The 14,232-nt window shown below is 43.9% G+C and carries 13 protein-coding genes; 3 read left to right on the top strand and 10 right to left on the bottom strand.

What is annotated here, in order from left to right; translation table 11 throughout:
• Window positions 1-237 precede the first annotated feature (237 nt).
• Window positions 238-1,140, top strand: a complete 903-nt coding sequence (locus PPIS_RS23160; protein WP_010377769.1) for a phytanoyl-CoA dioxygenase family protein — start codon at window positions 238-240, stop codon at window positions 1,138-1,140.
• A gap of 81 nt (window positions 1,141-1,221) precedes the next feature.
• On the opposite strand, the gene PPIS_RS23155 is transcribed toward PPIS_RS23160, so the two are convergent.
• The 8 genes from PPIS_RS23155 to PPIS_RS23120 all read right to left on the bottom strand — a co-directional run bounded on the left by PPIS_RS23155 (window position 1,222) and on the right by PPIS_RS23120 (window position 10,633).
• Entirely contained in the window at window positions 1,222-1,830 is a 609-nt protein-coding gene (locus PPIS_RS23155) for a GNAT family N-acetyltransferase (protein ID WP_010377767.1), read from the bottom strand.
• Window positions 1,831-1,958: 128 nt separating this feature from the next.
• Window positions 1,959-2,552 (bottom strand): sulfotransferase family 2 domain-containing protein, encoded by a 594-nt coding sequence (locus tag PPIS_RS23150; protein ID WP_081629142.1) that lies wholly within the window; start codon window positions 2,550-2,552, stop codon window positions 1,959-1,961.
• Window positions 2,553-2,622: 70 nt separating this feature from the next.
• A complete protein-coding gene (locus tag PPIS_RS23145; RefSeq protein WP_010377762.1) occupies window positions 2,623-3,285 on the bottom strand; it encodes a hypothetical protein in 663 nt (220 codons plus the stop codon).
• Window positions 3,286-3,483: 198 nt separating this feature from the next.
• Window positions 3,484-6,597 carry an efflux RND transporter permease subunit gene (locus PPIS_RS23140; protein WP_010377759.1) on the bottom strand — a complete coding sequence of 1,038 codons (3,114 nt, stop codon included), beginning with the start codon at window positions 6,595-6,597 and terminating at the stop codon, window positions 3,484-3,486.
• Window positions 6,598-6,609: 12 nt separating this feature from the next.
• Window positions 6,610-8,337 (bottom strand): efflux RND transporter periplasmic adaptor subunit, encoded by a 1,728-nt coding sequence (locus PPIS_RS23135; protein ID WP_010377757.1) that lies wholly within the window; start codon window positions 8,335-8,337, stop codon window positions 6,610-6,612.
• Window positions 8,330-9,652 (bottom strand): TolC family protein, encoded by a 1,323-nt coding sequence (locus PPIS_RS23130; protein WP_010377756.1) that lies wholly within the window; start codon window positions 9,650-9,652, stop codon window positions 8,330-8,332. The genes PPIS_RS23135 and PPIS_RS23130 overlap by 8 nt, the downstream gene beginning before the upstream one ends.
• A complete protein-coding gene (locus PPIS_RS23125; RefSeq protein ID WP_010377754.1) occupies window positions 9,652-10,125 on the bottom strand; it encodes a DUF411 domain-containing protein in 474 nt (157 codons plus the stop codon). The genes PPIS_RS23130 and PPIS_RS23125 overlap by 1 nt, the downstream gene beginning before the upstream one ends.
• Window positions 10,126-10,249: 124 nt before the next feature.
• Window positions 10,250-10,633, bottom strand: a complete 384-nt coding sequence (locus PPIS_RS23120; RefSeq protein ID WP_248694133.1) for a hypothetical protein — start codon at window positions 10,631-10,633, stop codon at window positions 10,250-10,252.
• A gap of 152 nt (window positions 10,634-10,785) precedes the next feature.
• Here PPIS_RS23120 and PPIS_RS23115 point away from each other — a divergent pair, with 152 nt between their 5' ends.
• The gene (locus PPIS_RS23115; protein ID WP_010377750.1) at window positions 10,786-11,394 is read left to right on the top strand and encodes a hypothetical protein; all 609 of its coding nucleotides are present in this window, start codon (window positions 10,786-10,788) and stop codon (window positions 11,392-11,394) included.
• A gap of 33 nt (window positions 11,395-11,427) precedes the next feature.
• On the opposite strand, the gene PPIS_RS23110 is transcribed toward PPIS_RS23115, so the two are convergent.
• Window positions 11,428-12,345 carry a LysR family transcriptional regulator gene (locus PPIS_RS23110; RefSeq protein WP_010377748.1) on the bottom strand — a complete coding sequence of 306 codons (918 nt, stop codon included), beginning with the start codon at window positions 12,343-12,345 and terminating at the stop codon, window positions 11,428-11,430.
• A gap of 116 nt (window positions 12,346-12,461) precedes the next feature.
• Here PPIS_RS23110 and PPIS_RS23105 point away from each other — a divergent pair, with 116 nt between their 5' ends.
• Entirely contained in the window at window positions 12,462-13,091 is a 630-nt protein-coding gene (locus PPIS_RS23105) for a LysE family translocator (protein ID WP_010377746.1), read from the top strand.
• A 68-nt stretch (window positions 13,092-13,159) separates the two neighbouring features.
• Here PPIS_RS23105 and PPIS_RS23100 read toward each other — a convergent pair whose 3' ends face one another.
• Window positions 13,160-14,194: an MBL fold metallo-hydrolase gene (locus PPIS_RS23100; RefSeq protein WP_010377744.1), complete on the bottom strand. Its 1,035-nt coding sequence runs from the start codon at window positions 14,192-14,194 to the stop codon at window positions 13,160-13,162.
• Window positions 14,195-14,232 lie beyond the last annotated feature (38 nt).

Raw genomic sequence — 14,232 nt, 5'->3', positions numbered from 1 at the left:
AAAACGCTAATTGTACTTGAGGATGCAAAGCGGCGCCAATGGAAGTTTCTGTTTATTCAAGTTGAGTTAATATAAGCAAAATCCACAATGTAACCCTCTGTAATTGCTCAAACTGGTATTTTACGACACTATGGTCAGTGCTGTAGCTGAGACAGATTCTATTTGGCCGGTGAGTGAATATACTCGACAAACAATACTTAAGTCTGATAAGCAACAAAATAACTAGGAAGTACATGCATGACGATTGTGAGCAAAAGCAAACTCGATTCTTACAAAAACAAAGGCTTCGTGTTATTTGAACAAACTTTACCCGACACGCTGCTGGAAAAACTGAAGCGACTATCTAATGCGCTTGAGAGTAAAGCAAAACAAGCACAGCAAGACGGAAAAGTCGCGACTCAATACCATTTATCAAATGAATCAGGTGAGCCAAAACTCTTTCGTTATAATGATTTGCTTTTTGAAGCGCCCGAGTTAATTATCGAACTACTCGCAACACCAGCAATGTTAGCGATCAGTGAACACTTTTGTGGTGCAGGCTGTGTCCCATTGCAATGCGACCTAGTCTGCAAATATCCACATCCCCACCCTCACATAGCTTGGCATCAAGATGCTCCTCATTCTCGTCATTTTGCATATTTAAATGTCGGTATCTATCTTGATGATGCGGATATAGATGACGGGTGCTTACGCTATTTGCCAAATTCCCAACACCAAATTTTGGATATTTATTCTCTCTCGAGCAAATATGGCTGGAACATTCCTGGGGTTGTACAACAACCAGCTAAAGCCGGAGATATTTTAGTTCAAGACATGATGGTTTTACATGGCTCTGAGCCCAAACGCAGTGAAGGTCCGAGAAGGACAATATATGTAGAGCTTCGACCGCTTGCGGGTGTCAATGAGAATCAAAGTAGTGAATGGGCTGAGCTTAGAAAGCAATGGATGGCACACGTTATTCAGGCTGCAGACCCAGAAGACGTACCTGAGAAGTGGCTAGCTGTTTATGGTGAACCCAATTATGATTTAAATACGCTAGTAGAGCGTATCAAACAGAAACGAGAGGCCGTGATCCCAGCAGCTTGGGCACCGAAAATTGTTGAGCATCCAGACTACCCTACCCCCGCCGACCTACGTTAGTCTGCATGAAGTAATTGTCACCGCTTATCGATGACAATTACCTCTGACCATACGGTGTTTGAAATTTTCTCTCACTCCACCTTAGCTAAAATCAAAAACACGATTTACTTCAATGCCATAGCACACTTCTTCAAACCTAAATCGTTTCATTGTTATCCCTTGGGCTTGGTCGAGGTTTACCGCTCCATGCTTTTCGTAAAAGCGTCTCGCTTGTTTGTTCTGCTCATAAATCCAGGTATACGCGCTTTGGCAACCTTGCTCATAAAGCTTTAATAGACGCGCCTTCAACAGCGCTTGACCTAATCCACGGTTCTGATGGCTTGGCAAAATATAACCGCGATATAGTTCACCCGCATTTATTCTCGATACTTTTTGGCTAACCGGATTATACATTCGACGGTAATTACCCGCCGCACCGCAGCCTAGTATTTTCCTGCCATCAGTCACAAGCAAAGCCGTTTGGGTTGCAGAATTCTTAATGATATCAGACCAAATGGTTGCGAAAAATTCGACGGTTCCCCCTGCTAGCACTTGCTCTGGTAAAAAGCCACTGAAAGCCGCTTGCCAACTCACTTTGGTCACAAACGCCATTTCCTCTATATCTGCGGTACTGGCAGTCTTTATGGTGATTTTTTCTGGCAGGTTAAATACGTCAACAAATGCCTTTTTATCTAACTCAGTGATATCCATATAAACACTCAAAAGCTCTTTTAAGTAACAATTAACACATTATTGTTACAAGTTGTGATTTATACAAATATTTATTCCAACTTCCTTCTTGTTTTGATAGTTATCGTTTTTCACAAGGCTGACTACTATCAAAATTTATACCCAAATTGATAAATATCATCTAGGAAAAGCTCCTCGGCCAATTTTAACGCTAAATCTGAGTAGTAATCACGGTAGTGCCTACTTGATGCTTGATTATAATAAGGCAAATAATAATCTTTGCTCCCCAACTTCCTTAAAATTCGCTCACTGTCTTTTTGATAGTTTTCAAAGCGGCAAATTTCATTGACGAGTGAATTTCCCAAATGGTCGGATAACTGGGACCATTGACTCCATGCTATTCCGCCGTGCTGCTCTGCAACCATTTCTTGTACAAATAGTTCAAACCTCTCTTTCTCAGCAGAATGATGCTTCTCAGATACCGCTTCTGAGTGTAGACTTTTACCTTTCTCTAATAGTGAATACCAAGAAACGAGTCTTTCCCATGGGTTACGTACAAAAGCAAATTTAAACGTACTCTCAAACGCTTCCGGCAATGCCGCTCTAGCCTCTAGAAGCGATGCATGCTGGCTGCATATCATCCTTAGGTCTGGCGCCGTTTGCCTGAGGACACTACATAATGACGTACCGCCAGTGCGGCTAATGTGGCAGAACAAAAAATTGTACTTTTTAGAATAAAACATAAGCCTCAATCATTTCAGACTACAAAATGCATTTTCTTCACTTTGTTAAAGCCTCCTTGGTCAAGAATAACTACAAAGTCGAAATCAGGTCTCGCTGACTCACCTTACCAAGTTTAAGCTGTTCGTAAGAATGATAGATAGCCTTTTTGCTATCTTGCAGTCGCTGGGTAATGTCTTCACCTTCAAGTAACGCGGCTTGCGCAGCTTCTAGCCTATCTTGCGTATCGGTAATAATTGCGGTTAGTTTTGCTTTATCTGATCTAATTAGCGTACTGTCCTGCTCAACTTTTTGCTCAAGCATAGTTAACAACTCTGAACGCACTGAAACGGTTTTATACTCTTTAAAGTCTAATCCCAGATGATTAAATAACAGCGCTTGATTCATCTCTTCTGGTGCAATTTCTACTTCAATCGGCATCTCTACAATGTTCGTCATCATTTCACGATACATCTCGATGTTATATTCACGGCTGCCTATTTTGTGACTTGAACTCACCAAAGATTCATTGGCTAGCTTTTCAGCTTGCTCAAAATGCTTGGTAAGGTAAGTCGATTGGGTGTTGTTCGGCGCTTTTTCTTGTACAGCCTTTGCGGCTTCCATAAACGAAGGTGTTTCCGAGTTTTTTGCAGCCGAATTAGAAATATCTTGATCACTCACAACATTATTGTTCTTACGACTATAAAAATCATTCGAACTATACATTTGTGAATAGGGTGAATTTTGAATGTACATACTCGCTCCTTGGTGCATTGGCTATTCTAGTACAGCAATAAGTGCGCCAAGGGAGCGTTGTTAACCTGCTCTCGGATTAGTTAGGCTCCTAAGAATCTTTTAACCAATTTTTGGATGTAATCGGGTTCTACCAAACCAAAGTTTGCCGTTCAAGCGCTTAATATTACTGCGCTTGAGGCAAACTTTTTCCGCTATTGATTAATTAACCTTCTCACGCCAACGGATCATCAACATATATACTACGGGTAACACCACTAAGGTAAGTAATAGTGCGCTTGCCATGCCGCCCACCATAGGCGCGGCTATGCGGCTCATTACCTCAGAACCAGTGCCCGAACCATAAAGGATTGGCAATAACCCGATAATAATCGTTGCCACCGTCATCATGACTGGACGAATACGCTTGCCCGCGCCTTCTAAAATGGCATTGTTAATGGCCTCAACTGTCAATGCGTGCGGTTTATCTTTAAGCTCACTAATGGCTTGGTTGAGATACACGAGCATGATCACGCCTATTTCAACCGCAACACCTGCAAGCGCTATAAAACCAACGCCTACCGCGACCGAAAAGTTAAAACCCTCAAGATATAATAACCACAGTCCACCAATCATCGCCATAGGTAACGTCGCCATGATGATTGCCACTTCGCTAAAACTTCTAAAGTTCAAATAGAGTAAAACGATAATGATCCCAAGCGTGAGCGGCACCACATAAGTCAATTTAGCTTTAGCACGCTCCATATACTCGTATTGACCAGCCCAACTGATGGAATAACCAGCAGGTAACTCCAGCTGCTCACTCAGCACTTGTTTAGCTGCTGCCACATAGCTGCCAACATCAACACCGTCTAAATCGATAAACGTCCAACCATTAATGCGAGCGTTCTCGCTTTTAATGCCCGGTGGCCCGTTTTCAATATAGATAGTTGCCACATCACCTAGGGCAATATTTAATCCCTCGGCGGTGACTATAGGAAGCTTCCGCAGCGCTTCGGGAGAATCGCGTAAGTCTTGCGGGTAACGCAAGCTAACCGGATAGCGCTCTTGTCCTTCAATGGTTTGCGTGACATCCATTCCACCAATTGCAGTTGCGACCACTTGCTGTACATCAGCAATATTGAGCCCAAATCGCGCGGCTTTATCACGTTGAATATCGACCTTAATATAGCGCCCCCCAGCTACTCGCTCTGAATAGACCGACGCTGTACCCTCTACCTTGCTCAGAATACGTTCAAGATCTTGACCAATCTTTTGGATAGTATCTAAATCTGGACCTGCGACTTTAATCCCGACAGGCGTTTTAATCCCCGTCGCGAGCATATCAATACGCGTTTTGATGGGCATCACCCAAGCATTGGTTAGGCCCGGAAACTGCACTAGCTTATCGAGTTCTGCTTTGAGCTTTTCAGTGGTCATTCCCTCACGCCACTGATCTTTAGGTTTTAATTGAATAAAGGTCTCAATCATCGTCAACGGGGCAGGATCGGTTGCGGTTTCCGCGCGACCGATTTTACCAAAGACATTTTTTACCTCAGGCACCGTCGCTATCAACTTGTCGGTTTGCTGTAAGATTTCTCTGGCTTTACCAATCGAAATACTTGGATATGTAGTCGGCATATACATTAAATCCCCTTCATCCAAAGGCGGGATAAACTCGCTGCCGATTTTATCCATTGGATAAAAGCCAACGACAGTAATAGCTGCAGCGGCCAGTAACGTCAACTTGGGAAAGCGTAATACTTGCTTTAATAGCGGCGTATACGCGCCAACCAACAAACGATTAATTGGGTTTTTATGTTCGGGCACAACTTTACCGCGAATAAAGTATCCCATCAGCACAGGAATAAGCGTAATGGCAAGCCCCGCAGATGCGGCCATCGCATACGTTTTAGTGTATGCCAGAGGAGCAAACATACGCCCTTCTTGCGCCTCAAGAATAAACACAGGTAAGAAGCTTACGGTAATAATTAACAAACTAAAGAACAGCGCAGGGCCTACTTCAGAAGCCGACTTCGCGACGATTTCCCAGCGGTTTTCATCATTGAGTGGCGTTTTTTCCATGTGTTTGTGCATGTTTTCAATCATCACGATTGCACCGTCGGTCATCGCCCCGATAGCAATGGCTATACCACCAAGGGACATGATATTTGCGTTCACCCCTTGAAAATACATCACGATAAAAGCCACCAGAATGCCAAGTGGCAAAGTGATCACGGCAACCACGGAAGAGCGAATATGAAATAAGAACACCACACACACTAAGGCCACCACCACTAGCTCTTCAAGTAACTTAGACCAAAGATTATCAATGGCTTTGGTGATAAGCTCGGAGCGATCGTAAACCGTTACCACTTCCACGCCTTCCGGTAAGCCTTGTTGTAGCTCGGCCAGCTTTCGCTTCACCCCATCTATGGTTTTTTGCGCGTTTTCTCCAAAGCGCATGACCACAACGCCGCCCACAACTTCTCCTTCGCCGTTAAGCTCGGCAATGCCTCGCCGCATTTGCGGTCCAATATTGACAGACGCAACATCTGCTATCGTTAATGGCGTGCCTTTGACAGCTTGCCCAAGTGGTATGGCCTCAATATCTTTAACGCTTTGAATATATCCCGTACTTGTCACCATATATTCGGCTTCAGCCATCTCAATCACGGAAGCGCCCGATTCTTGGTTACCGCGTTGCAGCGCCTGCTGTACATGCGTAAGCGGAATACCGTAAGCGCGCAATTTGTTGGGATCAACCTGTACTTGATACTGTTTCACCATACCGCCAATCGGCGCGACTTCTGACACGCCAGCAACCGATTGCAACTCAAACTTTAAAAACCAATCTTGTAGGCTGCGTAGTTGGCTAATATCGTGTTTACCGGTTTTATCGACTAATGCATAAAGATACACCCAACCCACCCCGGTGGCATCAGGACCCAATTGCGGTTTTGCCGCATCAGGTAATTGTGGTGCGACTTGACTTAGATACTCGAGTACACGACTGCGCGCCCAGTAAAGATCCGTTTTATCGTCAAAAATAACGTACACATAGGAATCCCCAAAGAAGGAATAACCACGTACGGTTTTTGCGCCCGGCACAGAGAGCATTGCCGTGGTCAGCGGAAATGTCACCTGATCTTGCACCACTTGTGGTGCCTGTCCTGGATAAGGTGTTTTAACAATGACTTGTACATCAGACAAATCCGGAATAGCGTCGACAGGCGTGTTTTTAAGGGTAAATAGCCCAGCCCCCACTAGCATTAGTGTCAGCAGTACCACAAAAAAACGGTTGTATACTGACCAGCGAATTATTGCTTGGATCATTGTGAACGCTCCTTAGTGGCCTGAGTGCATATTCATCGACATCTCACCTGCAGGTTTGATATCAGTCACCACAAATTCGTCACCCACTTCAAAGGTGAAAGTCACCTTCATTCCTGTCATAAGCTGGCTTAAATCAATGTGCTCAGCTGCAACAAAGTCCATCGTTGTTGCGGGACGGTCCCATTTTTCAATGGCGTCGCGAGAAATATTAAGCACTCGGGTGTCAGGGGTGATGGTGTTTATCACACCGCCCACTGTTGCTGTAGGCAGTGTATTATCGGTCGTACTTCCTTCGGACATAATGTGAATGCCTGTCAGTAATACGCTGCCATCATCTTGTTTAGTGGCTTCAAAATGCAAAGTCTGTCCAGGGTTTAATTCGTCAACATCGACACTATCAGCCACTGAAAAATCCATCACCATTTCAGGCCATTCCCACTTGGGTACGGGTTGATGATCGATATTCACCACTCGACTTTGGTAGTTCACGCTTTGAATTTTTCCTTCAATCCAAACTGATTTAGCCTCAGCAACTGGCGCCATACGCATAAAGTCAGAAGTAATGCTCGATTGAGAATCAATCAGGAACTGGGCTGACGTAACAATCTTGTCTCCTTCGTTAAGACCATTGAGGATTTCAATATTTTCATCACCAATTTGACCCAGTTCAACGGCAACCGATTTAAAGCTACCGGGTGCGACTTCAACGACAACACGATTTTGTTTGGCAGTGCGGATCACAGCTTCACTCGGCACTTGCAATACATCGTCACGAGAATCGGCATGAATGTTCACTTGCGCAAACATATTCGGCTTTAACAGCGCATCACTGTTGTCAAACCTGAGCCTGACTCTAAGTGTCCGTGTTTTTTCATTGAGTGAGGGGTAGACGTAATCGACTTGCCCTCGCCACGTTCTGCCGGGTAAAAAGTCTAACCTCATGGAAACCGCTTGTCCCTGAGCGACCAACATAGCATCACGTTCAAATACGTCAGCTTCGACCCAAATTTCGTCAAGTTTGGCGATACTCATGAGCGTTGTGCCTGGTTTTACGTAAAACCCTTCTCGGATCTGGAGTCCATCCAACACCCCAGATTGACGCGCATAAAAGGTAATGCTTTGATGCACTTCAGCCGTTTTTTTAAGCGTATTGATAAAGTCATCACTCAGGTGCAATGCTTTGAGCCTTTCGTGCGCTGCGTTTATCAGCGCCTGATTATTCCGCTTTCTAGCGATAAGGTATTCTTCTTGCGCATTGACCAATTGCGGCGAGTATAAGGTGTACAGAGGCTCACCTTGCTTCACCGGATCTCCTGCTGCTTTCACGTAGAGCTTTTCAACCCAGCCCTCAACTCGAGGATGAATGTGAACTAAGCTATCTTCGTTGTACTGAACATAGCCAACCGTGCGGATTTGGTGAGACATCGCTTGACGCATGGCCACCGAAGTACGAACGCCCAAGTTGTTTTCAACGTGAGGCGCTATCTCCACAACCCCCTCACCAAATTTTGCATTCGCAGACTCTTCTTCGTACACAGGTACGAGATCCATTCCCATCGGAGACTTACCTGACTTATCACGACGATAGTTCGGATCCATAGGTGCGACCCAATAAAGTGGCGCTTTCTCAACGTTTTTCGGCACCGCAGACTCGTTACTTGAAGAGAGATTTATCCCAACTAGCACGCCTGCCGTTAATGTCGTGACGGCAACCAGCGTCATTTTTAAGTTGTTATTCATGGCTTGCATCCTCTTCAATTTGAGCCAAATAGTAGTTACTGCGTACCACCGCTTTTAACAATGCAATATCAATGGAAAGTGCTGATAACTGCGCATTCAGTTTCGCGATACGCGCCCTCACTACCTCGGAAAAGTCGCCATCATCGTTGGTATAAGCAGTCAATGCAGCTTCGGCTTGTTCAGCGCTTTGTGCCACAATTGATTTTGCGTATAGCGATTGCCTTTCTTGCAATCGTTGGATAGTTTGAATTTCTCCATTTAAGCTTGAAAACAGCTGCTTTAGCACCAGCAATCGGTCGGTTTTACTCGCCTCAACTTGTGCAGTTGCTGCCGCTTTTTGCTGGTCTTGTTTTCCATCTGTAAATAACGGAACGTCGAATGACACACCAACGCTAAAAAAGTCAGTGCGAGACATTTGATTTGGTGCATCATCTCGATATGCATAACTCGCATTGACGGAAAACTGTGGTTTATATGCCTGCTCAGCTAACTTTACCCCTTGATTAGCGCGGTATGTATCAACGTCGGCTGCAACAACCAACGGGTGATGAGTCAAATGTTTTACTACAGCTTGGCTATCAACTGGGCGTTGCTGCATTAACTTTGGCGCAATTGAGCGGATCAACGGCAGTTTCACTTCGTTTTGTGCAAGGACACTCAGCGCATTTGAATTAGTGAATGCATCATTTAAAAGCCATTGCGAAAGCTTTGCCTTAGCGGTGTTAAGCTGCTGATAAGCCGCAGAACGTTTGTCGTCTAACTGCATCACCTCAAGCTGAGCACGGATCACATCTTGCTGGCGTGTTGCACCAAGCGCATTGGAGTAGCTGGCATTGGCAATTTCGACCATTTGGTCAAACAGCACGCTATCACGCTCAATCAATTCTAAAGTTTTTTTGGCTTGTACAATATCAAGCCACACCTGAGAAACGTCGCGGCGCACTTGCGCTTTTCTATCCGCTTGTAAAATCGGTTGCTTTTTAGCGTCAAGTGCCAATTGCTGGCTCTTAATTTCTAGGCTATCTCCTCGCGGTAACATCTGCATCACGCCAACTTTAAGCTGAGTCATCCCTTCTTGGTTAAACTCCCAACTATCAACAGGCAGATTCATCATACCGATGGACACCTGAGGATCGGGATAGCTCAATGCTTCGCGGCTCATAGATTGCATCGCAGAACGCTTGTATTGGCTAGATTTAAGCCAAGGATCGTTACTGATGGCGGCATCTATCGCTTGCTCTAACGTTGCAATATTGGCCTGTGCTATCTGTGGCAGTATCAGTGTTGCGATAAACAGGGAAGCTTTAATTGTCATTAGAATTGCTCCTCATAGCTGTCGATTTCAGCAAAAATCTCATAGCTCCCATCTTTTTTAAGTAGCAATACTTGATAAGGCATAAAACGCTCGCCAACTTCCATACCAGGCGATCCAAGTGGCATCGCCGGCACACTCAAGCCGATATTTTGTGTGTCTTGAGTTAACGTTTCGTTTTGCAAAAACTGTTTAATAAACTTGGCAGGAACATGCCCTTCAAAAATAAAACCATTTTTAGAAACCCCGGAGTGACAAGATTGAAAATTTTGCTTAATACCAAGCTTACTCTTAAGTGAGCCAAGATAATTTAAATCGGTGGCTTTGTGCGCGATACCTTGCGCAGTTAAATGATTTAACCACAGCTCACAACAGCCGCAGGTTGGGGATTTAAAGACTTCCAATTCTATATTGGATTTACCGTATGCCGTGGCACTCATTAGCCATAGCATCATCACTAAATAAAACTTTTTCATGCTAACCTCGCATGCAATACCAATTACGTTAGTGCAACAGGTATCAATCAATTCGTTGAAAATTACGCCAAAAAAGACGATTAATCGTACAAAACTTTGAAATTAAGGCAGATCTGCCCTGAGGTTAGGCAAGTATTGGGGGTTTATAAAGAGAGCGAGGATAGTCGCTAAGCTGGCCACTTGTGAAACTTAATTTATCGTTTTTCAGTACAATAGGCGCTATCCACTCTCTTGGCGAAAACGCTGCAAGATTTGTGGAGCACATATGTGTGGGGCAAGTACAATCGCTGCATTGTGCTGCGTTTTGAGGGTCACAACAATCCATCTCAACCATCATTTCATGATGATGAGGCTCTGCCGATTGCACGTTACTTTGAAGCATTTGATGACTTGTTTCATGACTGGTAGCGCCATGCATTTCACATGCTGCCATAGAGGCAGCCGCGTTTTGACCACTTAGTGTAGCCACCACGAACATTGTGATAAGTAAACGTAAGAATACTTGCAAGGCACTTTTCCAAATCAAATAAGCGAAGTAATAATAAAAATCTAACCAAAGAAATGCAAGTAAATAGACCAACCTCGTTATTATTTTCTTTCATCATTGATATACTAGAACCCAATTCTAAAAAATTATTCCGACTCAAGGATATGAACGTTATGAAATTTGCTTCAGTAGCTACTATTTTGGCGTTAGTTGTTTCAAGCAACGTCAGTGCCACAGACTATGGAGACTTTGGTGTCTCAATATATGGTGGCAAAACTTACAGCAGTGATATCAAAACTTCGCGCCATCAAAAGTATGAATTAGAAGACGATTCGCACTTTGGATTAAGTATCGATAAATATGTACCTGAAGGCCGTTATGGCTTCTACTACGGAAAAACTGAGACCCAACTTACCGCTTATCCGCTAAATAAAGTGGAAATGGAGTATCTATTATTTCAAAGTGCGGTGGTACGCCCTCTCACAGACAACTTAGATGTTTATCTAGGCTTACAGCTTGGTGCGACCTTTGTTGACCCTAATTTTATCGACTCAGATACTTTCTTTGCATCAGGGTTATACACGGGTTTTGAATATAACCTTGGCGCAGGTTTTCATCTTGGTGCTGAAGCACGATGGATTGCAACTATCCTCAACAACAACTCTAAAGTCACTTGCGATGTCGACCCAGAAACCCAAAATACCTGTAGCTGGCACTTCGACAATGAGGTAATGAGTCAATATCAAGCGAGCGCAACATTAAGTTATCGCTTTTCACTGTAATTATTCCGAGCGGGTTTTAATATACAGTAAAACTCAACAACCCCTGGTAAGTCGCTGTACAATAAAGTCAGCAAAAATACTCACTTTTGCAGGAATATGGCGAGTTGCTGGGTATAGCATCCACAGCTCGCCTGAATAGTGAGTCTCAAATTGCCATTCAGGTAATACCTGTATCAAGTCTCCTGACGCTAACGCATCTTTAGATACAAACATAGGTAAGCTTGTGATCCCAAACCCTTGCAGCGCAGCATCTAACCTCACTCGAGTATGATTTGCTTTATAGCGCCCGCTAACTGGGGTTGTGAGTTTTTGTGTGCCTTTTCTGAATCGCCACTTAGCATCAGCATCCGTTTCCCCCAAGGCAATACAGCTGTGTTGTACTAGTTCTTTAGGGTGAGTAGGAATTGAGTGGGTCGCAAGATATTTTGGTGATGCCGCCACTATATGTTCTATCGTCATTACGCTTCTACCGATTAAGCCTTGTGGAGGTTCGTTGGTAATTTTAAATAGAATGTCTATTTCATCACGGATCAAATCCAACGCGTTGTCATCTAGCACCAAATGAACGTCAATATTTGGAAATTTGCCTAGAAACGCCATCACATTTGGGTGAATTAGTGAATGTGCGACCGCTTTTGGCGCTGCGATTTTTACTGTTCCTTGTGCCGTTTGATGATAGCTTTCACAAAGCGAGATGACGTCTTTGGCGGCTTGTTCCAACTGAGTACAGCGCTCATATACAGCCCTTCCTGTTTCGCTCAATCTTAAGCTGCGTGTGGTACGTTGAAGTAAACACACCCCCAATTGCTGTTCAAGTAGTTTTATGGCACGACTCACTGATGACGGCGAGACACCTAATTGCCGAGCGCTTTTGGAGAAGCTTCCAGTATTCACTACCGAAACAAAAATCGACATTTCTTGCAGTAGTTCAATATGTTTACTGGTCGTCATAACCCTCCCATTTGTGCGCGATACGCAAAAGTTATTTCTATTCTTAGATTATTATCTTCCTAGGAGAATGAAAATACAATGTTCTCAATTGTTCAATATTATATTGGGAGCTTATTATGGTGCAGTATTGGCCAGAGTTTTTGTCATTAGCCATCATTCATTTTGTTGCAGTGATCTTGCCGGGCCCCGACTTTGTTATTACAGTCAGACAGAGCTTAAAATACGGCAGACTACATGGCACAATGACAGCCTTGGGAATTGGCGCTGGGCTTAGTGTTCATATCTTATATACCTTACTTGGTGTCGGCGCACTGATGCAGGCCTCACCTTGGGTTTTACAAGTAGCTAAATTAATCGGCGCTGCGTACCTTATCTACATTGCTATTCAACTGCTCAAAAGTGCGGGAACAATTCAACTGGATGCAGAAAATGCCCAGGCTGATGTAAGCTCACAGTCGCTCAAAAAAGCCTTTAGTCTTGGTTTTTTAACTAATGCAACCAACCCAAAAGCAACCCTGTTTTTCTTAGCCGTAGTAACCAATGTCGTCAGCCAAGGAACTCCGTTGCATATTCAACTTTTTTACGGCACTTGGATGTGCAGTGTTAACGCTTTATGGTTTATCTGTGTCAGCTTAGTATTCTCAGCCCCATCTTCCCGAGCTTGGTTCTTGAACAAGATGAACTTGGTTGAAAAAGCACTTGCTGTTTTGCTTATGGCCTTCTCATTAAGGCTGTTAATTGCTTAACACATGTAAGCCAAATAAGGGTTTCCGCATCATGCGTTAACCCTCATTCAATCACTAAGCTATGGATATTAGGGCATCAACGCTTCCCACCAGCTGCTACTTGATAGCGTTTCTGATAGCGTCAAAACTTCACCTACAACAGGTGTTACCAGTGCCACTTGATTTTGCTCTGCCGCGACTTTCACTCTTGCGAGCGGATCAAACCAAGAGTGAAAAGCCAAGTCAAAAGTACCATTATGAATGGGGATCATATGCGTTCCTCGCAGATCTATATGAGCTTGTACGCTTTGCTCTGGCGTCATGTGAATATCAGACCAATCTTTATCATAGGCGCCAGTTTCTATTAACGTTAGATCAAACGGACCAAGCCGTTCACCTATTTCCTTAAATCCAGCAAAATAACCTGAGTCTCCACTAAAAAAGATATTTTTGTCTGCTGTGCGAATAGCCCACGCTCCCCAAAGGGTTTTATTTGCATCTCCAAGTCCACGTCCAGAAAAATGCTGAGTAGGTGTAAAGGTGAGTGTTAACTCAGCGGTTTCTTCAAACTGCCACCAGTCAAACTGCTTTATTTTCTCGGCGGGAACTCCCCACTTTTGCAAATCACCTTCTACGCCCAAAGGTACATAAAATGCCCCCACTCTGTCTGCTAATCGCTTTACGCTTTCCTTGTCTAGGTGGTCGTAATGGTTATGTGAAATCAACACCTTATCAATTTGAGGCAATGATTCAATAGTAATAGGTGGTTGATGAAAACGCTTTGGACCAATAAATGAAAATGGTGATGCTCGTTCAGCAAAAACGGGGTCAATCAGAAGATATTGCCCTTGCGCTTTAATAAGTACTGATGAATGACCCAGTTTGATAACGTGAGTTTGCGTATCAGAAAGTGCCTTTAAATTCGCCTCGGTGAGCACTTTTACTGGCATATCAACCTTCGGCACCGCATTGACTTTTTGCTCGGTAAAAAAGCGCCAGAAAATTTCCAGCGTCTTACCTAGGCTCGTTTTATTCGTTTCATGAATATTATGAAATTTACCATCACCATATTGAGTTGATGAATACCCACTTTGATTTACCGCAGCATTTAAATTAGAAGCCATAACTCCTCCTACTCCTATCAGCAAGACCACAATCAAGC

This window comes from Pseudoalteromonas piscicida, from assembly GCF_000238315.3.
Classification (GTDB): domain Bacteria; phylum Pseudomonadota; class Gammaproteobacteria; order Enterobacterales; family Alteromonadaceae; genus Pseudoalteromonas; species Pseudoalteromonas piscicida.
This window is presented reverse-complemented; position numbering and strand designations above follow the sequence as displayed.

What these genes read in the sequence shown, in the direction of transcription:
- PPIS_RS23160 (WP_010377769.1), top strand. Translation starts at nt 238, where the DNA reads ATGACGATTGTGAGCAAAAGCAAACTCGATTCTTACAAAAACAAAGGC.
- PPIS_RS23155 (WP_010377767.1), bottom strand. Translation starts at nt 1,830, where the DNA reads ATGGATATCACTGAGTTAGATAAAAAGGCATTTGTTGACGTATTTAAC.
- PPIS_RS23150 (WP_081629142.1), bottom strand. Translation starts at nt 2,552, where the DNA reads ATGTTTTATTCTAAAAAGTACAATTTTTTGTTCTGCCACATTAGCCGC.
- PPIS_RS23145 (WP_010377762.1), bottom strand. Translation starts at nt 3,285, where the DNA reads ATGTACATTCAAAATTCACCCTATTCACAAATGTATAGTTCGAATGAT.
- PPIS_RS23140 (WP_010377759.1), bottom strand. Translation starts at nt 6,597, where the DNA reads ATGATCCAAGCAATAATTCGCTGGTCAGTATACAACCGTTTTTTTGTG.
- PPIS_RS23135 (WP_010377757.1), bottom strand. Translation starts at nt 8,337, where the DNA reads ATGAATAACAACTTAAAAATGACGCTGGTTGCCGTCACGACATTAACG.
- PPIS_RS23130 (WP_010377756.1), bottom strand. Translation starts at nt 9,652, where the DNA reads ATGACAATTAAAGCTTCCCTGTTTATCGCAACACTGATACTGCCACAG.
- PPIS_RS23125 (WP_010377754.1), bottom strand. Translation starts at nt 10,125, where the DNA reads ATGAAAAAGTTTTATTTAGTGATGATGCTATGGCTAATGAGTGCCACG.
- PPIS_RS23115 (WP_010377750.1), top strand. Translation starts at nt 10,786, where the DNA reads ATGAAATTTGCTTCAGTAGCTACTATTTTGGCGTTAGTTGTTTCAAGC.
- PPIS_RS23110 (WP_010377748.1), bottom strand. Translation starts at nt 12,345, where the DNA reads ATGACGACCAGTAAACATATTGAACTACTGCAAGAAATGTCGATTTTT.
- PPIS_RS23105 (WP_010377746.1), top strand. Translation starts at nt 12,462, where the DNA reads ATGGTGCAGTATTGGCCAGAGTTTTTGTCATTAGCCATCATTCATTTT.
- PPIS_RS23100 (WP_010377744.1), bottom strand. Translation starts at nt 14,194, where the DNA reads ATGGCTTCTAATTTAAATGCTGCGGTAAATCAAAGTGGGTATTCATCA.